The 26,254-nt window shown below is 62.7% G+C and carries 21 protein-coding genes and 1 pseudogene; 4 read left to right on the forward strand and 18 right to left on the reverse strand.

The window, feature by feature from the left end; all coding sequences use genetic code 11:
- Positions 1–79: 79 nt before the first annotated feature.
- The 13 genes and pseudogenes from BZG29_RS00380 to BZG29_RS00435 all read right to left on the reverse strand — a co-directional run bounded on the left by BZG29_RS00380 (position 80) and on the right by BZG29_RS00435 (position 14,709).
- Positions 80–1,015 (reverse strand): sugar ABC transporter substrate-binding protein, encoded by a 936-nt coding sequence (locus BZG29_RS00380; RefSeq protein ID WP_253192921.1) that lies wholly within the window; start codon positions 1,013–1,015, stop codon positions 80–82.
- 232 nt (positions 1,016–1,247) lie between these two features.
- Positions 1,248–2,129 carry an EamA family transporter gene (locus BZG29_RS00385; RefSeq protein WP_077398199.1) on the reverse strand — a complete coding sequence of 294 codons (882 nt, stop codon included), beginning with the start codon at positions 2,127–2,129 and terminating at the stop codon, positions 1,248–1,250.
- A 163-nt stretch (positions 2,130–2,292) separates the two neighbouring features.
- Positions 2,293–3,387: a zinc ribbon domain-containing protein gene (locus tag BZG29_RS00390; protein WP_077398200.1), complete on the reverse strand. Its 1,095-nt coding sequence runs from the start codon at positions 3,385–3,387 to the stop codon at positions 2,293–2,295.
- 9 nt (positions 3,388–3,396) lie between these two features.
- Positions 3,397–4,518, reverse strand: a complete 1,122-nt coding sequence (locus tag BZG29_RS00395; RefSeq protein ID WP_150130776.1) for a zinc ribbon domain-containing protein — start codon at positions 4,516–4,518, stop codon at positions 3,397–3,399.
- A 67-nt stretch (positions 4,519–4,585) separates the two neighbouring features.
- The gene (locus tag BZG29_RS00400; RefSeq protein WP_150130777.1) at positions 4,586–5,311 is read right to left on the reverse strand and encodes a hypothetical protein; all 726 of its coding nucleotides are present in this window, start codon (positions 5,309–5,311) and stop codon (positions 4,586–4,588) included.
- A 49-nt stretch (positions 5,312–5,360) separates the two neighbouring features.
- Positions 5,361–6,113 carry a hypothetical protein gene (locus BZG29_RS00405; protein ID WP_150130778.1) on the reverse strand — a complete coding sequence of 251 codons (753 nt, stop codon included), beginning with the start codon at positions 6,111–6,113 and terminating at the stop codon, positions 5,361–5,363.
- A gap of 210 nt (positions 6,114–6,323) precedes the next feature.
- A pseudogene (locus BZG29_RS28715) lies at positions 6,324–6,428 on the reverse strand (zinc-ribbon domain-containing protein); the annotation flags it as partial.
- 282 nt (positions 6,429–6,710) lie between these two features.
- A complete protein-coding gene (locus BZG29_RS00410; RefSeq protein ID WP_216350370.1) occupies positions 6,711–8,972 on the reverse strand; it encodes a YgiQ family radical SAM protein in 2,262 nt (753 codons plus the stop codon).
- Between the two features lie 237 nt (positions 8,973–9,209).
- Positions 9,210–9,488, reverse strand: coding sequence for a DUF4404 family protein (locus BZG29_RS00415; protein ID WP_034753883.1), 279 nt, complete (start codon positions 9,486–9,488; stop codon positions 9,210–9,212).
- Positions 9,489–9,499: 11 nt separating this feature from the next.
- Complete coding sequence (locus tag BZG29_RS00420; protein ID WP_070219603.1) at positions 9,500–9,712, reverse strand: VF530 family DNA-binding protein; 213 nt, start codon at positions 9,710–9,712, stop codon at positions 9,500–9,502.
- Between the two features lie 109 nt (positions 9,713–9,821).
- Positions 9,822–11,975 carry a M3 family metallopeptidase gene (locus tag BZG29_RS00425; RefSeq protein WP_077398205.1) on the reverse strand — a complete coding sequence of 718 codons (2,154 nt, stop codon included), beginning with the start codon at positions 11,973–11,975 and terminating at the stop codon, positions 9,822–9,824.
- Positions 11,976–12,198: 223 nt separating this feature from the next.
- Entirely contained in the window at positions 12,199–14,370 is a 2,172-nt protein-coding gene (locus BZG29_RS00430) for a M3 family metallopeptidase (protein ID WP_253192737.1), read from the reverse strand.
- A 120-nt stretch (positions 14,371–14,490) separates the two neighbouring features.
- Complete coding sequence (locus BZG29_RS00435; protein ID WP_034753936.1) at positions 14,491–14,709, reverse strand: SlyX family protein; 219 nt, start codon at positions 14,707–14,709, stop codon at positions 14,491–14,493.
- Between the two features lie 159 nt (positions 14,710–14,868).
- On the opposite strand from BZG29_RS00435, the gene BZG29_RS00440 reads away from it, so the two are divergent.
- Positions 14,869–15,249, forward strand: coding sequence for a type II toxin-antitoxin system RelE/ParE family toxin (locus BZG29_RS00440; RefSeq protein ID WP_077398207.1), 381 nt, complete (start codon positions 14,869–14,871; stop codon positions 15,247–15,249).
- A complete protein-coding gene (locus BZG29_RS00445; protein WP_077398208.1) occupies positions 15,246–15,602 on the forward strand; it encodes an addiction module antidote protein in 357 nt (118 codons plus the stop codon). Before BZG29_RS00440 ends, BZG29_RS00445 begins: the two co-directional genes overlap by 4 nt.
- Before the next feature lie 11 nt (positions 15,603–15,613).
- Here the strand turns inward: BZG29_RS00445 and BZG29_RS00450 are convergent, their stop codons facing one another.
- Entirely contained in the window at positions 15,614–17,674 is a 2,061-nt protein-coding gene (locus tag BZG29_RS00450) for a UvrD-helicase domain-containing protein (RefSeq protein WP_077398209.1), read from the reverse strand.
- Positions 17,675–17,883: 209 nt separating this feature from the next.
- Here BZG29_RS00450 and BZG29_RS00455 point away from each other — a divergent pair, with 209 nt between their 5' ends.
- A complete protein-coding gene (locus tag BZG29_RS00455; protein ID WP_077398210.1) occupies positions 17,884–18,369 on the forward strand; it encodes an SRPBCC family protein in 486 nt (161 codons plus the stop codon).
- A gap of 113 nt (positions 18,370–18,482) precedes the next feature.
- On the opposite strand, the gene BZG29_RS00460 is transcribed toward BZG29_RS00455, so the two are convergent.
- Entirely contained in the window at positions 18,483–19,604 is a 1,122-nt protein-coding gene (locus BZG29_RS00460) for an HD domain-containing phosphohydrolase (RefSeq protein WP_253192738.1), read from the reverse strand.
- A 165-nt stretch (positions 19,605–19,769) separates the two neighbouring features.
- Entirely contained in the window at positions 19,770–21,218 is a 1,449-nt protein-coding gene (locus tag BZG29_RS00465; RefSeq protein ID WP_077398211.1) for a dihydrolipoyl dehydrogenase, read from the reverse strand.
- A 128-nt stretch (positions 21,219–21,346) separates the two neighbouring features.
- On the opposite strand from BZG29_RS00465, the gene BZG29_RS00470 reads away from it, so the two are divergent.
- Entirely contained in the window at positions 21,347–22,237 is an 891-nt protein-coding gene (locus tag BZG29_RS00470; protein WP_077398212.1) for an ArgP/LysG family DNA-binding transcriptional regulator, read from the forward strand.
- On the opposite strand, the gene BZG29_RS00475 is transcribed toward BZG29_RS00470, so the two are convergent.
- Positions 22,238–24,289, reverse strand: a complete 2,052-nt coding sequence (locus BZG29_RS00475; RefSeq protein ID WP_077398213.1) for a primosomal protein N' — start codon at positions 24,287–24,289, stop codon at positions 22,238–22,240.
- Between the two features lie 840 nt (positions 24,290–25,129).
- Positions 25,130–26,215, reverse strand: coding sequence for a uroporphyrinogen decarboxylase (gene hemE / locus BZG29_RS00480; RefSeq protein WP_077398214.1), 1,086 nt, complete (start codon positions 26,213–26,215; stop codon positions 25,130–25,132).
- Between the last annotated feature and the right edge of the window lie 39 nt (positions 26,216–26,254).

Below are 26,254 nucleotides of genomic sequence, written 5' to 3' on the forward strand. Positions count from 1 at the left end.
AACTCCGCGGTAGTGGCGGCGGGGCCGGCGGCGCCTGCTCGGTGAGCAAGCGGGCGCCGGCCCCGGCGGGATCAAACGATCAGGACTTGGCGCCCTTGGCGACCAGTTCGACCTTGGTTTCGATGACGCCACCAAGCTCGGCCTGTTTCTTCTTCTGCGCCAGGGCTTTCAGCACGGTCTCGATGCCGAACACGGCTTGCTGCGAACCGAACTGGTCGGCGGTGGCCAGCACGCGGCCATCGGCCAGCATCGGCTTGATGGCATTGATGTTGTCGTAGCCGACGACGAGCACTTTGCCCGTCTTGCCGGCCGCCTTGATGGCGGAAATGGCGCCGATGGCCATGTTGTCGTTACCGCACAGCAAAGCCTTGATATTCGGATTGGCGTTCAGCATGGCGGCCGCCACCGTGTTGGCGGGGGCGATTTCCCACTGGCCCGACTGCACGCTGACGACTTTCGCACCGGCCGCGCTCATGGCGTCCTGGAAGCCCAGGGTGCGCTGCTGCGCGTTGTAGGTGGTGGACACGCCTTCGATGATGCCGACGGGGTCGCCCTTCTTGATTTGCTGCGCCAGGTAATCGCCGACGACCTTGGCGCCCTTGCGGTTGTCCGGGCCGACGAACGGCACGGTGATGCCCTTCTCTTTCAGGGCGCCCGCGTCGAGCTTGTTATCGATATTGACGACGATGATACCCGCGTCGATGGCTTTTTTCAGCACCGGCACCAACGCTTTCGAGTCGGCTGGCGCGATCACCAGCGCGTTGACGCGCGAGACGATCATTTGCTCGACCAGCTTGATCTGGCTCGACGTATCCGTTTCATCCTTGATGCCGTTCGACAGCAGGTCGTACTTGGCGGCATTCGCCTTCTGATGCGCCTTGGCGCCATTTTCCATGGTCAGGAAAAATTCATTGGCGAGCGACTTCATCACCAGCGCCACCTTCGGCTTTGCTGGCGTCTGCGCCATCGCCGGCACGGCGGGCAAGGCACACACGAGGACAGCGGCGGCAATCATTTTCAGGCGAATACGGGATGTCATGGGCGTCTCCAGAGTGGTTGGTCAAGCACGTGTACTGCATGCTTTTTAGGAAATTCGTTGCGCGCAAACGTTTGCGCGAAGCGAATAGTGCCTCAATGCCCCATATCAGTGCAAGCAAAACTGTATGTGCGGTGCAGCAAAAAGGGAGCGTTCAGAGGGAAAGAGACAAGCTGATGCCATCAGCCTGCCGGAGGAAAATGCGCGGAAGTCAGGACTTTGTTGCGGGCCGGGCGCTGGCCCACTGCACCGCCAGCACGCTGGCCAGCACCAGCAGCAAGCCCAGCATCGACCAGCCCGTCATGGCCTGGCCCAGCAAGGCCCAGCCCAGCACGACGGCCATCAGGGGGCTGAGCAAGCCCAGCGAGGACACGGCCACGGGCGACAGGCGGGCAATGCCTCGGAACCACAAGGCATACGCCAGCAGGGCGCCGGCCAGGCACAGGTAGGCGTAGGCCAGCACTTGCTGCACGGACAGTGCCGGCAAGGGCGCGTCGGCCAGCCAGGCGACGGGCGCCAGCATCAGGCCGCCGAGCAGCAATTGCCAGCCCGTCAGCGCCAGCACGGGCAAGTCCGGCTTCCAGCGCCGCGTCAGGTAAGTACCGGCCGCCATGCAGGCCGTGCCGCCCAGCGCGGCGGCGATGCCGATGGGTTCCCACACCGTGCGCGGCGACAACAATAAAACGCCCATGCCGGCCACGCCCAGCACGCTGGCGCCCAGGGCCAGGCGGGCCGGGCGGCGCCCTTCCACGCCCCAGGCCAGGCCCATCACCAGCAACGGCTGGATGGCCCCCACCACGGCCGCCAGGCCGCCCGGCAAGCGGTAGGCGGCCACGAACAGCAGCGCCTGGAACACGCCGATATTCAGCGCGGACAGGATCAGCACGCGGACCCAGTCGCGCCGCGCGGGCAGGCGCCGCATGATCAGCAGCAACAGCAAGCCGGCCGGCAGCACGCGGATCAGGGCCGCCGTGTAGGGACGGTGCGGCGGCAGCAGTTCGGACGTGACGATATACGTGGAACCCCAGATCAGGGGCGCCAGCGCCGTGAGCAGAATATCGCCCCAGGCGGGGCGGGCAAAGGAAGAGGCCATGAAACTATCTCGACATTAAGATAAAAGACCAGTGTGGGCGCGGACTATCTTGATGTCAAGATAAATACCTGCCTCCCTTGCCTGGCCGGCGGCGAAAAAAAACCCGGCATGGCCGGGCTTCTGGAATGCTGCAAGGCGGCAAGCTGCGCCGCCTGCCGGATGCTTAATCGCGCACGCGCTGCAGCACCGCGACCGGCATGCCGCCGACGGTGAGCGTGGCCACGTTGTTGCTGTTGCTCAGGCTGATCTGCATGGCCATGCCGCCCCCCTCTTCCGAGACGATCGTCACGACATTGCCTTCGGTGGCAAACGTGGCCGTGCTTGCGTTGCCGTTCTCGATAATGCTGTCCTTTGTAAATTCCAGGATTTCGCCCGTCGAGCCCTTCCATTTGCCCACCAGCGGGTGGCCGCCAAAGCTGAACACGCTTTTCAGCTTGTCCAGCATACCCGCGCCCTGCGCGGCCGGCGCTTTGCCCATCACACCGGTCATGGCCGCCTGGCTCATCTGCGCTTGGTCGATGACTTGCCACTGCTTGTCGACCAGCGCCAGCGGCAGCCGCACTTCCAGGTCGCCGTCCGGCAAGCGCTGCAGGATCAATGCGCGGTCCGGCGACTTGGCGAACCACGCCGCCTCATCGGTCAACGCCAGGGTGGCCTTGGCCATCGCCACTTGCTGTTCGCCCAGGTCGCGCACCTGATCGTAGCCGCTGACCTTGGCCACTTTGACGCCCTTGGCCACGCACAGCTTGTCGCCGCGCAAGGCCGCCTTGCCCGGCGCGGCCAGCGCGTAGACAAATTGCGATTGCGCAACCCAGCCGCCGCTGCCTTGTTCGACGGGTGCGCTGTACAGTCCGCTACGCACGAGGATATCCAGCCATTGCCGAGTGGAACTGTCGTACGACGCCACGCGGATCTCTTCCTTCTGGTACGGCAAGTTGGCAAGGCACAGCAACTTGTCGCGCGCCGCCTCGTCAGCCGCCAGGTGGGCATCGATGGCGCGGCTGAAACTGCCAGCCGAGGCCGCCTCTGGCGCCAGCAGCCACGCCAGCGCGCCGCCGGCCACGATGAGCACCGCCAGCGCACCGCCGGCAAGGATGAGGTGGCGCCGCTGCACGCCTGCCGGCTTGGCGGACGCGACGGGCGCCGGCACCGGCGCAGGTGCGGGCGACGGCGCGGCGTTCACGGCCTTGCCGCATTCATCGCAAAAACGCGCGCCGGGAACATAAGCGGTGCCGCATTTGGTGCAGAAGTGAGCCATGGCGTGCCTTTACTTGAGTTTATGCGCGCATTCGCCGCAGAACACATCATCGGATGCGACCGGTGCCTTGCAGCTTGGGCACTGCAGGCTGTCAACCGGCGCGGCGGCCGGTGCAGCGGGAGCGGCGGGCGCGCTCGCCTGCTCGGCCAGGGCACGCGCGCGCTCGCGCGCTTCCTCGGCTTTTTTCTTGACCGTGGCCAGGCCGTCGTTCAGGCTCGCTTCCGAGGCGCTGAAATCGACATTGCGCGTGGCGTCCAGGTAAATGATGCACACGCCCTTGGTAAAGATCAGGCCAGGCACCACGGCCGCGGCCGCCATCAGCAAGCCGCCGCCCAGGCCGGCTGCGACGATGTAGCCGGAACCGGAGCCGCCGCGCCCCAGGCCCGCAGCCAGCGCATACATGTTCATCTCGCCCAGGCTGAGGATGCCGGCCGACATGCCCGTGGTAAGCGATACGCCGGTACCGAGCACGCCAAAGATCAGCAGGGCCACAAACGTCGTGATCAGGAACAGCAGCACTTCCAGCAAGATCACGGACACCAGCTTGGTGCGCACGATCAGGTTCAGACGGGCAATGATCTGGAACACGCTGGCGCCCGACCAGGCGGCAGGGCCGGCCAGCGGCAGCATCACATAGAACAGCGCAAACACCAGCACGCCCAGCACGATGGCCGACAGCGGGAAGACCACCGCGTACAGCACGGGGCCGAGCACGGGGATCTTGCAGACGAACAAGATAATGGCGATGGCGATCATGGCCGCCAGCACGATCAGAAACTCGAGGAAGACGACCGCGATCAGGCGGTGGCTCGTGTACAGCGAAACGAGTACGGCATCCACCAGGCTCATGCCCGGCTGGCCTTGCGCATCGCGCATCAGCAGGATGCCCACGGCATTGGAACCGTAAAACATCACGAGGAAAGCCATCAAGCCGCCCAGGAAGGCCAGCAGCGCACTGCTCATGCCGCCGGCAAGCATCGTCAGCACGCCACCGACGAGCACGGCGCCGATGAAGGTCAGGGCCAGCAAGGCAATCGCGCGGAAGTTCCTGATGGCGTCGGTCGCTTCGATCAGCGAACCCACGGCGGAAGAAAAGGGAAGAGGTTTAGCTGCTTCTGTGGAAATGGTCATGTCTAGCCTGGATGGGGGTAAATCGGGGAACGGAACGGCCGGCATGGCCGCCCCGTGGTAATCAATGTCAGTAAGCGCGGGCCAGTTGCAGGTCGGACGCGGGCGCCTGGCGCTGGACGATCTGCAGCTTGACGTCCTGGCCACCGACGCGCTTGCTATTCAGGTACAGGGCCGTGCGTACCGGGTAAATGCCCTGCGGCACGCCTTCCGGCATGGGAATCGAGAAGCCGCCCTTGTAGGCGCCGCTGCCGTTATTGCTGCTGACCACCTTGCGCACGGTTTTGATCAAGTCGCCATTTGGCTTGTACAGGCTCAATTCCTCTTCCACCAGCGGGTTCGGATCGCGCGTGCCGGCCGCCACTTCGATATACGAATTGGTCTGCGCCTTCTGGCCCGGACGCACGGAAGACGGCGTAAAGCCCGTCTCGTATTTCACCAGGGTCGACTGCTCGGGCAGCTTGCCCTTGTTGGCCACCTTGTAGTCGGTCTGCACCTGCTGCGCCGTCTTGACTTGCTGGCTTTGATAATTCAAGGCCACGCAGGCGAGCGCGCCCAGGCTGGCGCCCAGGGCCGCGCCGCGCACGGTATTGTTGCCACCGCCCAGCAAGCCGCCCACGACGGCGCCGATGCCGGCCAGCATGGCCGTATTGCATTCGCCGCTGGCCGCTTCCGTGCCGGCGGCGGTGGTATTGCCGGTGGCGCCAGGGCCGCCCGGCGCGGCGCAACCGGCCAGCATCGAGGACACGACCAGCATCGCCACCAGGGGCTTGGCCATTTGTTTCAGGTTTTTCACGTTATTCTCCGGAAAGATCAAAATAGGGATGGAAGGCAAGCAGCGCGGCTTACTCGATCTGGATTTGCGACAGCGCCTTGTCCTGCGCTTCCTTCGCCTTGCGCTTGATGTCGAGCGCGTAGCGGTTGCCCGTGTCCATGCGCAACACGGCATTCGCGTTGGCAATGGCACAGTCGTATTTGCGCTGGCTCATGCAATGGCTCGCTTCCGACAGGCTGTCCGTGATCACGCTTTCGAGACCGGAAGGCTTGCTGACGGGCGCGGCCGGCGGTGCCACCTTGACGGGCTTGGCGGGCTTTTCCGCGACAGGTGCCGGTGCCGGCGCCGGAACAGGAGCCGGTGCGGGAGTTGCCGCTGGTTCAGGCTCAGGCTCGGCAGCGGGTGTCGCGGCAAGGTCGGCCGACGTGGCGCCATCGAGCGCAGGATCGCTGATGGCCAGCGGCTGCTCGGCGGCAGCCGTCGCTTCCTCGGCAGGCACCGTCGGCGCGGGGACTGGCGCGGGTGCGGCAGGCTTGGCTGACAGGTAATAGTATCCGCCTGCCGCACCCACTGCCACAAACGCCGCGACGGCTGCGACGATCAGCTTGATGCGGCTGCCACCGGCCGGGCCGTCGGATGACGTTTCCGGCACGCCGGCGGGTGCGGGAACAGGTTCTGGTACAGGTTCTGGTGCAGGTGCGGGTGCGGGTGCGGGTGCGGGTGCGGGTGCGGGTGCGGGTGCGGCACGGCGCTTTTCCAGCACGGGCGGCGGCGCAGGTGGCGCGACCGGTTCCGCCACCGGTGCAGGGGCAGGCTCAGGCACGGGTATGGATTCAATGACGGGCTCAGTGACGGGCTCGATAACGGGTGCGATCGCAGCCTCGATGACCGGCACGATGACCGGCTCAATGACCGGTTCTGGCAGCGGCGGCGGCACCGCAGCGGCAAGGGGCGCCACGGCAAAGCTGAATGCGCACTTGGGGCAGAACTTGGCATCCGGCTTGCAATCATGGCCGCACTGGCCGCAGGCTTTGCCTGGGACGGGAGCGGTGGCGGGAGCAATGGCAAACGTCGTGCCGCAGGAAGAGCAGAATTTTGCGCCCGGCTTATTCTCGGCCTGGCAGGAAAGGCATTTCAATTGGCATCTCTTTTCATCTAAACGCTGGAAGTCGCGTACGCTGGCGCTTGCCAGAATGGCAGCATTGTTGCCGTACGGCTAAATATTCAACGAGTATATTTTCAAACACCAAGTTGCCACAAGGGAAAATTGCCTTTTGCTCTATTCAATTTTTAAATATTGGTAAAAATCCTGCTGCCCCCACATTTTTGCGCCCCATCCTGGTGCGCAGATGACAAAAAACCCGGCAACGCTGTCTGCGTTGCCGGGTTTTCAGGCTATGCCCGGGGTGCCGAGGACCGTTTACTTGCGTCCGCCCCGTGCCGGCGCGGCATGGCCGCCCTTGGCGGGCGGCTTGCCGCCACGGCCCATCGGCACGGCGGCCGGCTTGGCCTTCGTCTTGATGGTCGACAGGATCGATGGACGCACCTTCGACTCGACGGCCGTCGCCTTCGGCGCCGCGGCCGTGCCGCCCAGGGCGATGCGGTTCTTGCCCGGCGTGACCTTGAACTTGTCCGGCGTGCCGGCGCCATGCGTCTGGCGGCTGCGTTCGCCGGCGGCCAGGCCGCCCGACTCGGACGAGGTCCAGGCGGGAATCAAGTGCTTGTCGCCATTGCCGATCAAGTCGCCACGGCCCATGTTGACCAGCGCTTCGCGCAAAATCGGCCAGTTGGCCGGGTCCTGGTAGCGCAGGAAGGCTTTATGGGTGCGGCGGATCTTGCCGCTGCGGGCCGTTTCCACCACTTCCGAGTCCGCTGTGACCTTGCGCAAAGGATTCTTGCGCGTGTGATACATGGTCGTCGCCATGGCCATCGGCGTGGGCATGAAGGTTTGCACCTGATCCAATTTGAAATTGTTTTTCTTCAACCACAGGGCCAGGTTCAGCATGTCCGTGTCCGTCGTGCCCGGATGGGCGGCGATGAAGTACGGGATCAAATATTGCTTCTTGCCTGCTTCCAGGGAGAAACGGTCGAACATTTCCTTGAACTCGTCATACGCGCCGATGCCGGGCTTCATCATCTTCGACAAGGTGCCCTCTTCCGTGTGCTCGGGCGCGATTTTCAGCAAGCCACCGACGTGGTGCGTGACCAGTTCCTTCACGTACTCGGGCGAACGCACGGCCAGGTCGTAACGCAGGCCCGAGCTGATCAGCACTTTCTTGATGCCAGGAATGGCGCGCGCCTTGCGGTACAGGGAAATGAGCTTGCTGTGGTCCGTGCCCAGATTCACGCAGATGGACGGATACACGCAGGACAGGCGGCGGCACGACACTTCGATCTCTTTTTCCTTGCAGGCGAGGCGGTACATATTCGCCGTCGGACCGCCCATATCGGAAATGGTACCCGTAAAGCCTTTGGTTTTATCGCGGATATGCTCGATTTCGCGCAGGATCGACGGTTCCGAACGGCTCTGGATGATGCGGCCTTCGTGTTCCGTGATCGAGCAGAAGGTGCAGCCGCCGAAGCAGCCGCGCATGATGTTGACGGAAAAGCGGATCATTTCCCAGGCGGGGATATGCGCCTTGCCATAGCTCGGGTGCGGCGCGCGCGCGTAATTCATGTCGTACACGCCATCCATCTCGTCCATGGCCAGCGGCAGCGGCGGCGGATTGAGCCACACGTCGCGTTCGCCGTGCGCCTGCACCATGGCGCGCGCATTGCCGGGATTCGATTCCAGGTGGAACACGCGCGAAGCGTGCGCATACATGACGGGGTCATCCTTGACGACGTCGTAGGCGGGCAGGCGCACCACCGTCTTGTCGTGCTTTTCCTTGGCCATGGCCAGGCGTTCTTCCCGGCTCATGATGCGGATCGGCTTGATGACTTCGGCCGACTTCGACGCATTTTCCGTGGCGCAGGCGGTCTTGTCTTCCTGCACCATCTCGTACGGGCTGTAGTGCGGGTCGATCTTGCCGGGCACGTCGACGCGGGTGGAATTGTGCACGCCCCAGTCGTCGCCAGGCAGCCAGCCGGACGGCACCATGAAGGCCGTGCCGCGCAAGTCGCGGATATCCTTGATCGATTCGCCGGCGGCCAGGCGGTGCGTGAGGTCGACCAGCGCGCGCTCGGCATTGCCGAAGATCAACAAATCAGCCTTGGAATCGGGCAAGACGGAACGGCGGACCTTGTCCGACCAGTAATCGTAATGGGCGATGCGGCGCAGCGACGCTTCGATGCTGCCGATGACGATGGGCACGTCGGGATACGCTTCGCGCGCGCGCTGGGCGTACACGGTGACGGCGCGGTCCGGGCGCTTGTTCGGTTCGGCATTGGCCGTATAGGCGTCGTCGGAGCGGATCTTGCGGTCGGCCGTGTACTGGTTGACCATGGAATCCATGTTGCCGGCCGTAATGCCGTAGTACAAACGCGGCTTGCCGAGGATGCGGAAGGCGTCGGCCGACAGCCAGTCCGGCTGGCTGATGATGCCGACTCGGTAACCCTGCGCTTCGAGCAGGCGGCCGACCAGGGCCATGCCGAAACTCGGATGGTCGATGTAGGCGTCGCCCGTGACGAGGATGACGTCGCACTGGTCCCAGCCCAGCGTGTCCATCTCGGCACGCGACATCGGCAGGAAAGGCGCCACGGCAGCGCGGGCAGACCGCTTGGGAACGGTCGCAAATAAATTGGTAGGGGAGCTCATAGGGTACGGATTGTACCGGAATTGGCCATTTCCAACCTGACGGCCTGCTTTTTACTGTTGGATTTCAGTACAAAAAACGTTTATTTTTCAATTACTTGGGAGAAACGGGCCCTTGGGGTCAGACCCGCCGGGTCTGACCCCAGATGTTGCTTTAGGGTTAAATTAAATACCCATGTTGGCTAAAATCTCACCCAATTCGCGTAAGGCCGGCTCCAGTTTCGGATGCTTGACAGCAAACTTGGCCGACAATTCCTGGCTGCGCTCGGCCAGTCCATACGTGGTCGACTCTTCTTCCTGTTCCTGCGCGGCGCGCTTTTCCATCAGCAACTTGATGTCGACATCGAGTTTTTGCAGCAAACCATGCAGTTCTTCATCGACGGGGCCGCTGGTTTCCAGCGTCGAATGCAGTTGTTGCAGCGATTCCTTGAGTTTGCTATCCATGTTTTTTCCTGTCAGTCAGTAAATTGCGTGTCCAGGAACAATTGTTCCACCTTGCTCCTGGCCCACGGGGTCTTGCGCAAAAACTTCAGGCTCGACTTGATGCTGGGATCGCTGATGAAGCAATTGATATCGATATGCTTGGCCAGGCCGTCCCAGCCATAGTGGGCGTGCAGGCGCGTTACGATACCTTCCAGGGTAATGCCATTCAAATCTTGCTGACTCATATACTCTTTCGACTGCCTTCTTGTTTACATCTTACTCAATTCTACGCCGCCGGCACGGAAAGCTTGCGTGCGCCAGGTCAACGCAACGCAAGCTTCTGATGGGGACGTCTTACTTGGCGTTCAAGCCACGGCGTTCCAGCAATGGTTCCACGGTGGCATCACGGCCGCGGAAGTCGCGGAACAGCTGCAGCGCATCGACGCTGCCGCCGCGCGACAGCAATTTGCTGCGGAACCAGTCGCCATTCTTGCGCGTCAGGCCGCCGTTTTCCTTGAACCAGTTGACCGATTCCGCGTCCAGCTTTTCCGACCACAGGTAGGCGTAATACGCCGCCGAGTAGCCGCCCGAGAAGCTGTGCGAGAAGTAGCTGGTGCGGTAGCGCGGCGGCACCGGTGCGTAATCGACGCCCGCGTCTTTCAGCGATGCCGCTTCAAAAGCCAGCACGTCGGTCGGCATCTGGCTCGGCGCGAGCTGGTGCCAGCGCTGGTCCAGCAGGGCCGCCGACAGGTACTCGGTGGTCATGAAACCCTGGTTGAATTTCTTCGCCGCCGTCACCTTGTCGAGCAATTCCTGCGGCATGGCCGCGCCGCTCTGGTAGTGCTTGGCATAGTTTTGCAGCACTTCCGGCCAGACGGCCCACATTTCATTGACTTGCGACGGGTACTCGACGAAGTCGCTCGGCACGCTGGTGCCGGCAAAGCGCGGGTATTTCACGTTCGAAAACATGCCGTGCAGCGCATGGCCGAATTCGTGGAACATGGTCGTCACTTCATCGAAGGTCAGCAAGGTCGGCTGGCCGGCGGGCGGCTTCGGAATGTTCAACTGGTTGGCGACGACGGGATGCGTGCCCATCAGCGATGATTGCGACACATATTCATTCATCCACGCGCCGCCATGCTTGTTGCCGCGCGCATAGAAATCGGCGATGAACAGGGCCAGCGGCTTGCCGTTGGCATCCAGAACGTCGTAGACGCGCACGTCCGGGTTGTACACCGGTAAATCAGTGCGTTGCTTGAAGCTGATGCCGTACAGTTTATTGGCAGCAAAGAAGACGCCGTTGTTCAGCACGCTGTTGAGTTCCAGGTACGGTTTCAGCTCGTTTTCATCGAAATTGAAACGCTGCTTGCGCAGCTTGTCCGTGTAGATGGCCCAGTCGGCCGCGGCCACCTGGAAACCGCCCTTTTCCGCATCGACGATTTGCTGCAGGTCGGCCGCTTCGCGACGCGCATTGGCGACGGCCGGTTTCGCCAGTTCCGACAGCAGGGTGTTGACGGCCGTGGTCGTCTTGGCCGTCTGGTCTTCCAGCGAGTACGCGGCGTAGTTGGCGTAACCGAGCAAAGTCGCCCGTTCGGCGCGCAGTTTGGCCAGCTTCAGCACGATGGCGCGGTTGTCGAATTCGCCGCCCTGGCTGCCGCGGTTCAGCGACGCATCCATCAAACGCTGACGCGTCTTGCGATCCGTCAATACCGCCAGCGGCGGCTGGCCGCTGGTGTTCACGAGGGCGATGACGAACTTGCCCGTCAAGCCGCGCTCCTTGGCTGCCGTGGCGGCCGTATCGATATCGCTGTCCGTCATGCCGGCCAGCTCAAGACGCGTGTCGACGACGATGCTCTTGGCATTCGTTTCCTTCAGCACGTTTTGCGCGAAAGCCGTTTCCAGGCCCGCCTGTTCGGCGTTATAGGCTTTCAGCTTTTCCTTGTCCGCATCGGACAGCTTGGCGCCGGCGCGCACGAAATCCGTGTGATAGCGTTCAAGCAGGCGCAGGGATTCGGCATCGAGGCCCAGCTTGTCGCGCTTGGCGTACAGGGTGTCGATGCGGGCAAACAGTTTCGGGTTCAGGGTGATGGCGTCGCCATGCGCGGCCAGCTTCGGCGACACGTCCACTTCCACCGCTTCGAGCACGCTGTTCGTGTTGGTCGAGGTCATGTTGCTGAAGATGCTTTGCACGCGGTGCAGCAACTGCCCCGTGCGCTCCAGGGCCACGATGGTGTTCTCGAACGTGGCCGGCTGGCGGTTGCTGGCGATCGCGTTGACTTCGGCCAACTGGCGTTTCATGCCTTCGGCAAACGCCGGCGCGTAGTGTTCATCCTTGATCAGGCCGAACTGCGGCATCTGGAATGGCAGCGGGCTCGCTTTGAGCAGGGGGTTCTGGGCGCTGACGGCGGCGGCAGGCGCGGTTTTTGCAGTGGCAGCAGCCATGGCGGATGGGGCGGCGTGGGCCAGCATGACGCTGGCGGCGATGACGAGCAGTTGTGGACGGATCATGACATCTTTCAGGAAGCGCGGGAAGAACCGCGATCGCGTCGCGGGCCAGTGGCAGATCATAGCAGCCTGTCACACAAGCGTCATCCAACATGGGCGATCCTGTGGTGCAGCACGCCAACTGCGCGGTTTACCACGGTTTGCGAGCAGAATCGCCAAATAAAAATGGCCGCCCGTTGCGGGGCGGCCATCGATATTCAGCACCGGCCGGGCCGGTGACGGGGGATTACTTGCCGTTCAAGCCACGGCGTTCCAGCAGCGGCTCGATCTTCGCATCGCGGCCGCGGAAGTTGCGGTAGATGTCGAGCGCATCGGCGCTGCCGCCGCGCGACAGCAGTTTCTGACGGAACCAGTCGCCGTTCTTGCGCGTCAAGCCGCCGTTTTCCTTGAACCACTCGACTGTGTCGGCGTCGAGCTTTTCCGACCACAGATACGCGTAGTAGCCGGCCGAATAGCCGCCCGCGAACGCGTGCGAGAAGTACGTGGTGCGGTAGCGCGGCGGCGCCGGGGCGAAATCGACGCCCGCGTCGCTCAAGGCGGTTTTTTCAAACGCCAGCACGTCGGTGGGGATCTGCGCCGGGGTCAACTGGTGCCAGCGCTGGTCCAGCAGGGCCGACGCCAGGTATTCCGTGGTCTTGTAGCCCTGGTTGAAATTGTCGGCCGCCGTCACTTTTGCCAGCAGCTCAGCGGGAATAGCCGCGCCCGTCTGATAGTGCTTCGCGTAGTTTTGCAGCACTTCCGGCCACAGCGCCCACATTTCATTGACTTGCGACGGGTATTCGACGAAGTCGCGCGGCACGCTGGTGCCGGCAAAGCGCGGGTATTTCACGTTCGAGAACATGCCGTGCAGCGCATGGCCGAATTCGTGGAACATGGTGTTGACTTCGTCAAACGTCATCAGGGTCGGCTGGCCCGCTTCCGGCTTCGGAATGTTGAGGTTATTCGCGATCACCGGCTTGCGGTTCAGCAAGGTCGACTGGCCCACGTAGGCATTCGCCCAGGCGCCGCCGCGCTTGTTGCTGCGCGCGTAAGGGTCCAAGGTAAAGATGGCCAGCTGGGTGCCGTCTTCATTGAAGACGTCGTACACCAGCATGTCGGACGTGTAGACGGGCAAGTCCGTGCGCTGCTTGAAGGTCAAACCGTACAATTTACCTGCGGCAAAGAACACGCCACGGGTCAATACGCTGTGCATCTCAAAGTACGGCTTCAACTGCGTCTCGTCGAAGTTGTAGCGTTCGGCGCGCACCTTGTCGCTGTAGAAGGCCCAGTCGGCGGCGCCCACCTTGAAGCCGCCCTTGCCTGCATCGATGACCTTCTGGATATCGTCCGCTTCACGGCGCGCATTGACGACGGCCGGCTTCGCCAGTTCGCCCAGCAAGGCGTTCACGGCGGTCGTGTCGTGCGCCGTCTGGTCTTCCAGCGAGTAGGCAGCGTAGTTCGGGTAACCCATCAGCGCGGCACGCTCGGCGCGCAGTTTCGCCAGCTCCAACACTTCCTGGGTGTTGTCGAACTCGCCGCCACGGCTGCCGCGCGCTTGCGAAGCGGCCATGATGCGTTCGCGCACGGCGCGGTTGGTCAGCAGCGACAGCGGCGCCTGGCCCGTCGTGTTGACGAGGGCGATCACGTATTTGCCATCCAGGCCGCGCTTCTTGGCCAGGCCGGCGGCCACTTCGATGGCGGCCGGCGACAGGCCGTCGAGTTCTTCGCGCGTGTCGACGACGACGGCCGAGGCGTTCAATTCTTTCAGCACGTTCTGTGCGAACTTGGTCGACAGGGCAGCCAGCTGGCCGTTGTAGGCGCGCAGCTTTTGCTTGTCCGCCGCCGACAGCTTGGCGCCAGCGCGCACGAAGTCCGTATGGTAGCGGGCCAAGAGGCGTGTCGATTCCGCATCCAGGCCCAGCTTGTCGCGCTTGGCGTACAGGGCGTCGATGCGCTTGAACAATTTGTCGTTGAGCATGATCGCGTCGCTGTGGGCCGCCATTTTCGGCGCCAGTTCGCGCTCCAGGCCCTGGATCGTCTCATTCGTGTTCGAACCGGACATGACGGAAAACACGGTGCGCACGCGGCTCAGCAGCTGGCCCGAGCGTTCCATGGCCACGATGGTGTTATCGAACGTGGCTGCTTTCGGGTTATTCGCGATGGCATTGATTTCCGCCAGGTTGGCGGCCATGCCTGCCGTAAAGGCGGGCGCGTAGTCGGCGTCCTGTACCTTGTCGAACGGCGGATAGTGGAAGGGCAGGCTGCTGGCCTGCGCAAACGGGTTCGAAACGGGCAGCGCCGCGGCCGCGGCAGCAGCGGTGGCAGGCGCGGTGGTGGCGGTAGCGGTGGCGGCAAAAGCGGCGGCGGCTGGCGCCAGCATCAGGCTGGCGGCGATGACGAGCATTGTTGGACGGGTCATGTCTTCTTTCAAGGAACGCAAGAGAGCCGCGATTGTGTCGCGGGCCAGCCTGAAATAATAACAGCCTGAAACACTTGCGTCACCAGCAACTACCGATGGTAGCGATACGCCCGTACAGCGTTAGTAATGCGGCGGACGTTCGTTGACCAGCCCGCCATTTGCCTGCTGCGCCCCGTCGCGCACGTGCTCGCCCAACTTGTGCAGCATCGCTTCCAATTGATCGATGCGCTTGCCCTGCTGGTACACCATCTGGTTCAGCGACTCGACCAGGTCTTCCTGCTGCGCCAGCTTGATTTCGATATCGACGAAACGTACTTCCATCTGTTCTGCATTGTCCATGGTGCTCTCGGTGATTCCTGACTGAAAGGGGGCATTCTACCGCCGCAGCGGCGTGAGCCAGGACAAACTCCCTCCATTCCCCGCCGGACGGGCTGCGATTTCTGTTTATTCTTCCTGTATGGGCTCAAACCGCTTGACGAATGAGAACAAACGATTACAATGAATGCACCAACGCCGCCCGAACCAGTACTCATCGATACGCGCAAGACGGCCGAATACCGGCGCTGGGAAGATGGTTTGCACGATGTGGCGGCCGCCGCCATCGATGCCCGCATCAAGCATTTGCAGCACGGTAAGAAGGGCGACTGGCGCCCTGTGGGAGAAGGCGTGTGCGAACTGCGCTTTTTACAGACGGGGCCGGGCTGGCGCGTGTATTTTCATGAAACGAATCGGGGAACCCTGATCTTGCTGCTGCTCGGTGGCAACAAATCGAACCAGCAACGCGACATCAGGCAGGCGCAAGCGATCCTCAGGGAACTGAAAGCCCGGCAGGCGGCCATCCGGAAAGCGGCGGCATCCACAGGAGCACGAAAGCAATGAACCAACATATCGACCATGACACCTTCGACCTCGACGACCTGGAAACATTGGGACTGAGCAAATTTGATCCAACGCAACACCTGACCAGCAAGGCCGCCGTGGCCGCCTACATGAGCGAAATCGTCGCCACCGGCAATGCGGAACTGTTCCAGTCGGCCATGAACGACGTGGTGCGCGCCTACGGCATGGGCAAGGTGGCGGCCAGGGCCGACATCACGCGTGAAGGCGCATATAAAGCCTTGCGCGAAGGCAGCAAGCCGCGCTTTGAAACCATTTTAAAGATGCTCGATGCGCTGGGCATGCAGCTGGCCATCGTGCCGAAAACCACGCCGGACGGCGCCGTGGAAGCCTGAACGTTCTTTGATTACACTTTCGGCGCGGCCAACAGCGCCTTCATGCGCGCCAGCCGTTCTTTCGGCGAAATCACTTCCGCCTCCGTCGGCACGGCGTCGCCCACGTCGAGTTGCATTTCCTTGATGAAACGCGATGGGTCGCAATGGACTTGCTCGCCGGCCCGCTTGCGCTTCTTGCACCACGTGACGTGCAAGGTGCGCTGCGCGCGCGTGATGCCCACATACATCAGCCGCCGTTCTTCCTGGATGCGCGCGGCGATGGTTTCGGCCGGCGCATCCGCGTCGCCCTTGTGCGGCAAGATCCCCTCTTCCACGCCGACCAGGAACACGTGCGGAAATTCCAGGCCTTTCGACGCGTGCAGGGTGGACATGCGCACGGCGTCCTGCTCCTCGTCCTTGCCTTCCAGCATGGTCATCAGGGCCACCATCTGCGTCAGTTCCAGCACGTTCTTTTCTTCGCCGTCGCGGTCCTTGCCGCCCCGGCCCCGCTCCTTGAGCCAGTTGACGAATTCCAGCACGTTCTGCCACTTGCTTTGCGCTTGCCGTTCCTCGAAGGCATCGTACAGATACGATTCGTAGTGGATTTCCTTCATCATGTCGTCCAGCACTTCGGCCGCGTTGTCGCCGCTGCCGGCCGCGCCGGGGCGGCTGGCGCGCGATTCGAGGTCGTTGATGAAGTTGCAGAAATCGCGCAGCGGCCCCAGCTGTCGGTCCGTCAGCTTGGCCTCGATGCCGCCTTTAAAAACGGCCTGGAACAGCGAGCACTGCCACTGCCCCGAAAACGCCCCCAGCACCTCCAGGGTCGACTGGCCCACGCCACGGCGCGGCGTCGTCACGGCGCGAATAAACGCCGGATCGTCGTCTTCGTTCGCCAGCAGGCGCAAATAGCTGATGATGTCCTTGATCTCGGCCTTATCAAAAAAACTCTGACCGCCCGAAATCGTGTACGGGATGCGCTCCTTGCGCAGACATTGCTCGATGATCCGTGCCTGATGGTTGCCCCGGTACAGAATCGCGTAATCGGAAAATTTGTTCTTGCGCTCGAAATGGTCGGCCGAGATCATGATGGCGACCTGTTCCGCCTCCTGCTCGTCCGTCTGCATACCCAGCACCTTGATCGGCTCGCCCAGGCCGTGCTCCGACCACAGCGACTTTTCAAACAGTTTGGGATTGTTGCCGATGACGGCATTGGCCGCATTGAGCACGCGCATGGTGGAGCGGTAATTCTGCTCCAGCTTGATCACGCGCAAATCGGGGAAATCCGTCTCCAGGGTCTTCAGGTTTTCCACCGTGGCGCCGCGCCACGCGTAAATCGCCTGGTCATCGTCGCCCACGGCCGTAAACATCGGCTTCTTGCCGATGCCCGTCACCATCAATTTCACCAGTTCGTACTGGCAGGTGTTCGTATCCTGGTATTCGTCGACGAGCAGATAGCGCAAACGGCGCTGCCACTTGTCGCGCACGGGGCCGTTGTTGCGGAACAGTTCCACCGGCAAGCGGATCAAGTCGTCGAAATCGACGGCCTGGTAGGCGGACAAGGTGGCCACATAGCTGCGGTAGATGCGCGCCGCGTTGGCTTCATCTTCATCCTTGGCTTGCGCCAAGGCCATGTCCGGGTCGATCAAGCCGTTTTTCCACAGGGACATGGCATTCTGGATGCCACGGATCACCTGTTTATCGGTGGTAATGGCGAGGTCTTGCACGAGGGAAAAACAGTCGTCGCTGTCCATGATGGAAAAGCGGTCCTTCAGCCCCACGCCATTGGCTTCCTGGCGCAGGATTTTCACGCCCAGCGAGTGGAAGGTCGACACCGTCAACTGCTTGGCCTGGCGCGGCTGTTTCAACAGCTTGGCGATGCGCTCCTGCATTTCCAGCGCCGCCTTGTTGGTGAAGGTCAGCGCGGCGATGGTGCGCGGGTCGTAGCCCCGGTCTTCGATCAGATGGGCGATCTTTTGCGTGATCACGCGCGTCTTGCCCGAACCGGCGCCCGCCAGCACCAGGCAAGGGCCGTCGAGGTAGGTAACCGCTTCGCTTTGGGGCGCATTCAGACCGAACTGTGGTGCTTTGGACATCAGGGTATTTCCGCAGGGAACAGCAGCCCATTGTAACAGCGTCGCGCCCGCCTTTTGCACGGCAAGACCTGCATGAAAAACAGGCAACGGCATTGATATATCGCCATATGCCGCCATCTGGGCCGCTGCAATGCGTGCGGCGATGCCACGCCTGGAGTACCATTCCGCCTATATCGCCCCTGCGCGCCCACTTACCGAATGGCAGTCCCATGAAATTTGAACACCTGATTGAAATCAACGATCCCTTGAACCCGCTGATCGACACCTTGACCCTGGAGCAAGTCTGGCGCGGCCTGGTCTTGCGCGCCGAGTCGCCGAAGCTGTTCGTGCCGCACCTCGATGAATGCCAGATCAGCGAGCGCAGCGATGCAGGTTTCGCGCGCAGCCTGCGCTATGGCGAGCTGGTCATCAAGGACAGGGTGGTGCTGGTGCCACAACTGCAGGTGCGCTACGAAGTGCCGGCGCAGAAAGACATCAGCGCCTCGTCGCTGGTGATGACCATCGAGATGCCCGACGAAGCGAGCCTGTGGGTGCGCTTCCAGTACGACGACGGCCACGACGCGGCCACCGATGCGGCCAACGCCCTGTACGACGACTTCCGCCGCTCCGCCTACAAGGAGTCCGACATCGACACCGTGCGCATCATGCGCGAACTGGCGCTTGAGGGACGGCTGGATGCAGGTCTGCTGAATTAAGCTCTTAACGTAGAGAGTGTCTGGAAGACGTTCAGGGCTAGGCGCATTGCCGAAGGCAGTACGAAAGTACGACTAGGCAATGCAACAACGCCATGGGCGTCTTTCCAGGCGCTCTACACTCTTGCGCTGCGGCCCCATAGCTGGTCGGGGCGAAATTGCAATCCCGCCTGCTCCGCGCTGAGCACTTCGCGGATGGCGTGCAAGTCCACGCGCGTGTCGCGCCGCAGCGGCACGTCCAGGCGCGCGCCGCGGGGGCCGATCAGCGACTGCACGTGCGGCGTGGTGGCATTCAAGCCCTTGCGCGTGACGACGCCGATTTCGCCATTCAGCAGTTTGACGAAGGTGCCGACCGGGTAGATGCCCAGCTCGCGCACCAGCAGGGATGCCAACGGCGCGTCCAGCGTGGTCTTGTCGGCCATCAGCATTTCGCGCAGGGCCACGTTCGGCAGCAAGGGCTGGCGGTAGCTGCGCTTCGACACGCGCGCGCAATAGCGGTCGGCCAGCATGATCAGGCGGGCGCCGATGCCGATCGCCTCGCCTTGCGTGCCCAGCGGATAGCCGCTGCCATCGATATTTTCATGGTGCTGCAGCACGGCTTGCAGCCAGACGGCGTCCGTCACGCCCGTCGCGCGCAGCAAGTCGACGCCGGCTTGCGGATGGGCGCGCAAATAGGCGCGTTCCTGCGCGTCCAGCGGCCCGGCCTTGTGCTGGAAATCCGCATGGCGTTCCAGCATGCCCACATTCATGCTCAGCGCGGCCAGCACCACGCTGCGCACGACCGCGTCGTCGAGCTTCAGGGCGCGCGCCAGCAGGGCCGTGATGACGGCCGTGTCGACGCTGTGGCGCACGGCAAAGTCGCCCGCGCCCTGGTTGTGCAGGATGCAGGCCAGCGCCACGTCGGCGTCCAGCACGACAGCCTCTTCCACCAGCTGCGCCAGCGCGGCCAGCGGTGCGTGGCTGCCCGCTTGCCCGGCGGCGATGGATGGCAAGACGAGGGCCAGGCCCGCCGTGACGAGGTTCAGCATGCGCAAGGCCGACGGCGCTTCCGTGGCCGTGCGCGGCACGTCGGCACTGGCATCGGCGATGACGCCGCGCGCCAGTAGCAATGCGATCTGGTTCTCGCTGCTGATGACATGGCCCAGCCTGGCCAGCAAGCCGCCCGTTTCACCGTGCACGTCCCAGGGCAGGGCCACGCCCAGTGCGAGTTCTCCTGCGTAAATGCGCCGAATTTTCACATCGTCTCCATCATCGCCTGCACCCGCCTGTTTTTACCATCCTGGCATCAGCGGTATGTACCGATTGAAATGTTTTTTGCTTTTAATCAATATTTCAATGTGGCAGCGATGATCGCGCAATCATGTGAGCTTGTCTACAAAATTATGTAAAGCATAAAGTTGCCTTCAGGGTCCTGGCGTGCAGTCGGCGCAGCCGGGCGCGTGTTCCGGGTCTTTTTCCAGGTGCAGCGCCAGTTCGCGCAGGGCCGTGCGCACGCCTTCCTCGATGACGGGGTGGTAAAACGGCATGTCGAGCATGGCCGGCACCGTCAGCTGCGCCTGGCACGCCCAGGCCAGCAAATGGCCCAGGTGTTCCGCCCGTGGGCCGATCAGCTCGGCGCCGAGAAAGCGCTTGCTGCCGAATTCCGCATACACGCGCAGCAAGCCCTGGTTTTGCAGCATCACGCGGCTGCGGCCCTGGTTGCCGAACGACACGGCGCCGACGGCGAAGCGGCCCGCGTGGCTCACGCACAATTGCTGATACGTGGCGCCCAGGGTGGCGATCTGCGGCTCCGTGAAGGCGATCGCCAGCGGCGTGCGGCGCAAGCCAGGCTTGACGTCAGGAAAGCGCGCCGCGTTGCCGCCCGCGATGCGGCCCTCGTCGGCCGCTTCGGGCAGCAGCGGCAGCGCATTGTCGGCATCCCCGGCGATGAAGATGGCGCTCTTGCCGCACTGCATGGTGTGTGCATCATGCAGGGGGACACCATGACGGTCGAGCTCGATTAGCGCCGTTTCCAGGCCGATCTTGTCCACGTTCGGGCGGCGGCCGATGGCAGCCAGCACATACTCGAACTGCTCGGTTTTTTCCACGCCGGCGGCATCGCGGCTGGTGAGCGCGATACCGCTGCCGTCCGGCGTTTTTGCCACGTGCGCAACGCCGGTCATGAAGCGGATATCGAGTTCGCGCGCCAGCACGGCGTCCGCCTCGCGCAGCACCAGCGGGTCCGTCAGCTGCGCGACTTTATTGCCGCGCGCAAACAGGGTCACGCGCACGCCGAGACGCGCCAGCGCCTGGCCCAGTTCCAGGCCGATCACGCCGCTGCCGACCACGGCGACCGATTGCGGCAAGTCCGTCCACTCGAACACGGCGTCGCTGGTGATGACCCTGTCTCCCGCCGCCTGCCACTCGGGCGGCACGATGGCCGTGGAGCCGGTGGCGATCACCACGCTGGCGGCTTCGACAATCGTGTGTTCGTCGACCTGCAGCTTGCCTGGCGCGATGAAGCGAGCGTGGCCGCGCAGTTTTTCTTCGTCGGGGATGGCGTTGACGCCGTCGAGCACGAAGCCGACAAAGCGGTCGCGCTCGCTGCGCACCCTGGCCATCACTTGCCGGCCGTCGATGCGCGCGGGGCCCGGATGCACGCCGAAGGCCGGCGCGGCAGCCACCGCATGGGCCGCCTCGGCCGCCGCGATCAGGAGTTTGCTGGGCATGCAGCCCACCCTGGCGCACGTCGTGCCGTACGGCCCGCTTTCGATCATCAGCACGCGCTTGCCCTGCATGCGCGCCGCCTTATGCGCCGTCATGCCGGCCGTGCCGCTGCCGATCACGGCCACATCCACTCGTATCGTTTTCATCGTGCTATCCATCCACCGAGGTTGCTCACAGCGTTCGATACTACCCGTTTGCCGAAAATAAGGTTTTACTTTGCAGCAATATATGCATTAGTATAACTAATCATTTTCAAAATTTATAAGCTGAGCTAATGGGATCACTCGATTATCGCGCGCTGGCCGTGCTGGACGCCGTCGCCAGCCATGGCAGTTTCGACAAGGCCGCCCTGGCGCTGGGCATCACCCAGTCGGCCGTCTCGCAGCGCATCAAGGCGCTGGAAGACGCCAGCGGGCGCCTGCTGATCATCCGTGGCCAGCCGGCCGTGCCGACGGGCCTGGGCCAGCGATTGATCGTGCATCACCGCAACGTCAAGCTGATGGAAGCATCGCTCGACATCGACCTGGGCAACAGCGTCAGCATGCCGGAAATCGCCATCGCCATCGATGCCGACAGCCTGGCCACGTGGTTCCCCGACACCTTGTCCGCCCTGCTGGCGCCGCCGCGCTGCCAGCTCGACGTGCGCCTGGCCGACAGCGACAGCGCCTTGCAGATGGTGCGCGACGGCTCCGTGTTCGGCTGCGTGGCTGCCGAGTCCGGCACAGCGATCGACGCGGCGGCCGCCACCAGCGTCACGCCGCTGGGCACCTTGCGCTATGTCTGCGTAGCCACGCCCGTGTTTGCGGGCCACTGGTTCGGCGACGGTTTTATTGCCGAAGCGGTGCAACTGGCGCCGGCCGTCGTGGGCCAGCACGGCTTGCTGGCGCGTTTCCTCGCGGAAAAATTGAACATGCGCGAACCGTTTCCGCACCACACCTTGCCCGTGGAAGCGGCGCGCCGCGGCTGCGTCCAGGATGGCCTGGCCTACGGCCTGATGCCGCAGCGCCTGGCCGCGCAGGCGCTGGCGACGGACCGTCTCGTCGATCTGATGCCGGGCAGCACCCTGGACGTACCGCTGAGCTGGCATGCGTGGACCCTGGACACGCCGTTTACCAAGCTGTTATCGGAACAGATCGTCAAGTCGGCGCGCGATTACCTGAACTGATTAAATATCCAGCGGGTCCACTTCCAGCGACCATTTCACGCGCGTCTTCATGGCGCGCAATTCCATCAGCCATTCCTTTAAAAACGCTTGCAGGGCGGGCCGCGAGGCGGACTCCAGCAGCAGCTGGGCGCGGTCCACGTTGTAGACACGCGTCATGCTCATGGGAATCGGGTCATTGATGGTCACCTGCGGGTGTTCCATGCATTCCTTCGCCGCCTGCAGGAACTCGATAGCGGTCGCCAGCTCCGGGGCTTCCGCGCGCAGCAGGGCCTGGAACAGGTAGGGCGGCAACGCCGCCTGCGCCCGCTCTTCCAGCAAGGTGGTGGCGAAGTGGTCGTAATCGTGGTTGACGACGGCGTCGTACAGCGGATGGCGCGCATAGCGCGTCTGGATCAGCACCTCGCTCACGCTGCCGCCTTCCGTCTGCGCGGCCCGTCCTGCCCGGCCCGCCACCTGCATCAGCTGGGCGAACAGCCGTTCGCTGGCGCGGTAATCCTGCGAAAACAGGGCCGTGTCCGGATTCAAAATGCCGACCAGGGTCAGCTTTTTGAAATCGTGGCCCTTGGCCACCATCTGCGTGCCGATCAGGATATCCACTTCGCCCCGGTGCACGGTGTCGAACGCTTCCTGCGCGCTGCCCTTCTTGCGCGTGGAATCGGCATCGATGCGCAAGATCCGCGCCTCAGGAAACAATTGCTGCAAGCCCTCTTCCACGCGCTGCGTGCCGCGTCCCAGCGGCTGCAGGTCGACGTTGCCGCACGTGGGGCAATGGCGGGGAATGCGCAGTTCCAGGCTGCAATGGTGGCAGCGCAGCCGGTGTTCGGGCTTGTGCAGCACCATGAACGAGGTGCAGCGCGTGCAATTGCTGATCCAGCCGCACGATTCGCAGCAGATCACGGGCGAATAGCCGCGCCGGTTCAAGAACAGCAGCGACTGCTCACCGCGCTCCATGCGCAGTTTTAAGGCGGCTACCAAATGCGAAGTCAGGCCATCTTTCGGCCGGTCGCGCTCCATGTCGAGAATCTTGACGCGCGGCAACACCGCATTCTTGACGGCCCGTTCGCGCAATTCCAGCTTGCGGTAGCGCCCCGTTTGCGCGTGGTGCCAGCTTTCCAGCGACGGCGTCGCCGAACCGAGCACGATGGGAATCTGCAATTGCCAGGCGCGCCACACGGCCAGGTCGCGCGCGGAATAGCGCAAGCCTTCCTGCTGCTTGTAGGACGGGTCGTGCTCCTCGTCGATGACGATCAGTTTGAGTTTCGGCAACGACGCCAGGATGGCCAATCGCGTGCCGAGCACGATGCGCGCCTGGCCCTGGTGCGCGGCCAGCCAGTGCAGCATGCGCTCGCCTTCGGACAGGCTGCTGTGCAAAGTCGCCAGCATGACGCCGGGAAAGCGCGCGCGGATATTGCCTTCCAGTTGGGGCGTCAAATTGATTTCCGGCACCAGGATCAGGATTTGCGCATCGTCCTCGCGCGCCAGCACCTGGGCGCAGGCTTGCAGATACACTTCCGTCTTGCCGCTGCCCGTCACGCCGTACAGCAGGGTCGGCTTGAAACCCCGGGCGCCGCCGATGGCGTCGGCCGCTTCTTGCTGGGCGGCATTCAGGGCCGGCATGTTCAGCGGCGTGCCGTCGTGCGCGTCGGCCAGCTTGCCCAGCTTCTTGATGGCGCGGTCGAGCGCCACGGTGGTGAGCACGCGTAAATTCTTCGGCAAGCCCGGCAGCGCCACTTCACCGAGCGGACGCTGGTAGTAATCGGCGGCAAAGGCGGCCAGCGCCAGCCATTGCTCCGACAGGGGCGCCAGCTGGCTGCGCACGGCCAGCACGTCCTTCAGTTTCGCGGCGGGCACATCGGTGCTGTCGGACACGCCGACGATCAGCCCCATCACCTCGCGCCGGCCGAACGGCACCAGCGCCAGCTGCCCCACTTGCGGCAAGGGCACGTCAGCGTCCGCATCCGCCGCCGCGTTCCAGCGGTAGTCGAACAGGGCGTTCAAGGGCGTGTCGAGCGCGATGTTCAGGATGCACGACGTCAAAATGCACTGCGACATGGGGGTAGGGCCTATCTCAATAAAAAAGCGCGCCGCAAGGTGGATGGCGCGCGGGATGTCCGGCATCAAGCCAGCGGGCCATGATACTTGTTTCGCCCCTCAAACGCCTAACGGCAGGCAGGATGGCGTGGCATCGTGCCTGAAGAAAATTCTGTGGATAACTTTGTGGACAAAGCAAAATTAACTTTCAGAAAAATGTGGACAGAAAATTTCGATCGCCGTCAAGAGCGGCACGCAAGAAAAATTAAGTATTTAAAATCAATGACTTAAAAATTGATGCCCGGGAGGCTGGAAAACCGCGGGGCATTTCCGCCGCTGTGCATAACTGAACCATTTGTAATTTATTTATACAGAAATCAGCCCGCTTTTGCGGCGGCCGATGCGGAAAAGCAGCGTCGGCATGCGGCAAAATTGACAATTGCCGGGCAAGCGTTCGTTTTTCCCTGGCGGACGGCGAAACATTGTTCAATTATCATGCAGTGCAACATGCACTTCAGGTGAAACCTGAACATCGGCGCTAAGTATCGGTTAACAAAATACTTTTCAATTTTATCCACAGAATCTGTTGATAACTTTGTGGACAATGAAGGAATAAGACAGGCGAACGAAAGAATAACCTTATCAATAGCAACAAAGTCTGCCGAACAAGGCTTTTTTTATTTCTTAATAATCAAGCACTTGCAGAGCATCCCCGGGCATGGCTTTTCGACTGCCTCTTATTTCCGCAGCAAAAAAAATTGTGCATAAGTCGGTATTTCTTGCGAAGGCGCAGCAAAGAAAAAGGCAGGCTTCCGCTGGAAAGCCTGCCTTTCTGCCCCTGCGCCAGGGGAAAACGGATACTTACTGGCCGCTGCGCATGGCGCGGCTCATGCTGTGCACGGCTTCCACCATCGCTGCCACCGATTCCGGCGGCGTGAACTGGGAAATGCCGTGGCCCAGGTTAAACACGTGGCCCGAGCCTTCCGACGGCGCGCCGAAGGCGTTGAGCACTTTCGCCACTTCGGCGCGGATCTGCTCGGGGCTGGCGAACAGGATGGCCGGGTCGAGATTGCCCTGCAAGCCCACTTTATGGCCCACCAGCTGGCGCGCGCGCGTCAGGTTGACGGTCCAGTCCAGGCCCACGGCATCGGCGCCGATGTCGGCGATCTGCTCGATCCACTGGCCGCCGCCCTTGGTAAACACGATGGCGGGAATCTTCACGCCATCCTTGTCGCGTTTCAGCTGCGCCACCACTTGCTGCATGTAGGCCAGCGAGAATTCCTGGTAGGCGCCATCGGCCAGCGCACCGCCCCAGGAATCGAAAATCATCACGGCTTGTGCGCCGGCATCAATTTGCGCATTCAGGTACTGCGCCACGGAGGTGGCGTTGATGGCCAGGATGTGGTGCATCAGGTCCGGGCGGTTGTACAGCATCTTCTTGATGGTGTGGAACTCTTTCGAGCCGCCGCCTTCCACCATGTAGCATGCCAGGGTCCACGGGCTGCCGGAAAAACCGATCAGCGGCACGCGGCCATTGAGTTCCGTGCGGATCTGCGTGACAGCCTTGAAAACGTAGTCGAGCGATGCCAGGTCCGGCACTTGCAATGCCTTCACATCCTGTTCCGTGCGCAGCGGGCGCTCGAACTTCGGGCCTTCGCCATCGGCGAAATACAGGCCCAGGCCCATGGCGTCAGGCACTGTCAGGATGTCGGAAAACAGGATCGCCGCGTCGAGCGGGAAACGCTCCAGGGGCTGCAAGGTCACTTCCGTGGCGTAATCGGGATTCTTTGCCAGACCCAGGAAGGAACCGGCCCGCTCGCGCGTGGCGCGGTATTCGGGCAAATAGCGGCCCGCCTGGCGCATCAGCCAGACTGGGGTGTGCTCGGTCGGCTGGCGCAGCAGGGCGCGCAGGAAAGTATCATTCTGGAGCGGAGCAAATTGTGGCATGGAAGGCAATCGAGCTTGGAGAAGCGGTATTATCGCATC

Origin of the sequence: Janthinobacterium sp. LM6, from assembly GCF_002002885.1 — a bacterium.
In the GTDB taxonomy this organism is placed as follows: Bacteria; Pseudomonadota; Gammaproteobacteria; order Burkholderiales; family Burkholderiaceae_D; genus Janthinobacterium; species Janthinobacterium kumbetense.

What these genes read in the sequence shown, in the direction of transcription:
- BZG29_RS00380 (WP_253192921.1), bottom strand. Translation starts at nt 1,015, where the DNA reads ATGATTGCCGCCGCTGTCCTCGTGTGTGCCTTGCCCGCCGTGCCGGCG.
- BZG29_RS00385 (WP_077398199.1), bottom strand. Translation starts at nt 2,129, where the DNA reads ATGGCCTCTTCCTTTGCCCGCCCCGCCTGGGGCGATATTCTGCTCACG.
- BZG29_RS00390 (WP_077398200.1), bottom strand. Translation starts at nt 3,387, where the DNA reads ATGGCTCACTTCTGCACCAAATGCGGCACCGCTTATGTTCCCGGCGCG.
- BZG29_RS00395 (WP_150130776.1), bottom strand. Translation starts at nt 4,518, where the DNA reads ATGACCATTTCCACAGAAGCAGCTAAACCTCTTCCCTTTTCTTCCGCC.
- BZG29_RS00410 (WP_216350370.1), bottom strand. Translation starts at nt 8,972, where the DNA reads ATGTCGCGTGCCGAGATGGACACGCTGGGCTGGGACCAGTGCGACGTC.
- BZG29_RS00415 (WP_034753883.1), bottom strand. Translation starts at nt 9,488, where the DNA reads ATGGATAGCAAACTCAAGGAATCGCTGCAACAACTGCATTCGACGCTG.
- BZG29_RS00420 (WP_070219603.1), bottom strand. Translation starts at nt 9,712, where the DNA reads ATGAGTCAGCAAGATTTGAATGGCATTACCCTGGAAGGTATCGTAACG.
- BZG29_RS00425 (WP_077398205.1), bottom strand. Translation starts at nt 11,975, where the DNA reads ATGATCCGTCCACAACTGCTCGTCATCGCCGCCAGCGTCATGCTGGCC.
- BZG29_RS00430 (WP_253192737.1), bottom strand. Translation starts at nt 14,370, where the DNA reads ATGACCCGTCCAACAATGCTCGTCATCGCCGCCAGCCTGATGCTGGCG.
- BZG29_RS00435 (WP_034753936.1), bottom strand. Translation starts at nt 14,709, where the DNA reads ATGGACAATGCAGAACAGATGGAAGTACGTTTCGTCGATATCGAAATC.
- BZG29_RS00440 (WP_077398207.1), top strand. Translation starts at nt 14,869, where the DNA reads ATGAATGCACCAACGCCGCCCGAACCAGTACTCATCGATACGCGCAAG.
- BZG29_RS00445 (WP_077398208.1), top strand. Translation starts at nt 15,246, where the DNA reads ATGAACCAACATATCGACCATGACACCTTCGACCTCGACGACCTGGAA.
- BZG29_RS00450 (WP_077398209.1), bottom strand. Translation starts at nt 17,674, where the DNA reads ATGTCCAAAGCACCACAGTTCGGTCTGAATGCGCCCCAAAGCGAAGCG.
- BZG29_RS00455 (WP_077398210.1), top strand. Translation starts at nt 17,884, where the DNA reads ATGAAATTTGAACACCTGATTGAAATCAACGATCCCTTGAACCCGCTG.
- BZG29_RS00465 (WP_077398211.1), bottom strand. Translation starts at nt 21,218, where the DNA reads ATGAAAACGATACGAGTGGATGTGGCCGTGATCGGCAGCGGCACGGCC.
- BZG29_RS00470 (WP_077398212.1), top strand. Translation starts at nt 21,347, where the DNA reads ATGGGATCACTCGATTATCGCGCGCTGGCCGTGCTGGACGCCGTCGCC.
- BZG29_RS00475 (WP_077398213.1), bottom strand. Translation starts at nt 24,289, where the DNA reads ATGTCGCAGTGCATTTTGACGTCGTGCATCCTGAACATCGCGCTCGAC.
- hemE (WP_077398214.1), bottom strand. Translation starts at nt 26,215, where the DNA reads ATGCCACAATTTGCTCCGCTCCAGAATGATACTTTCCTGCGCGCCCTG.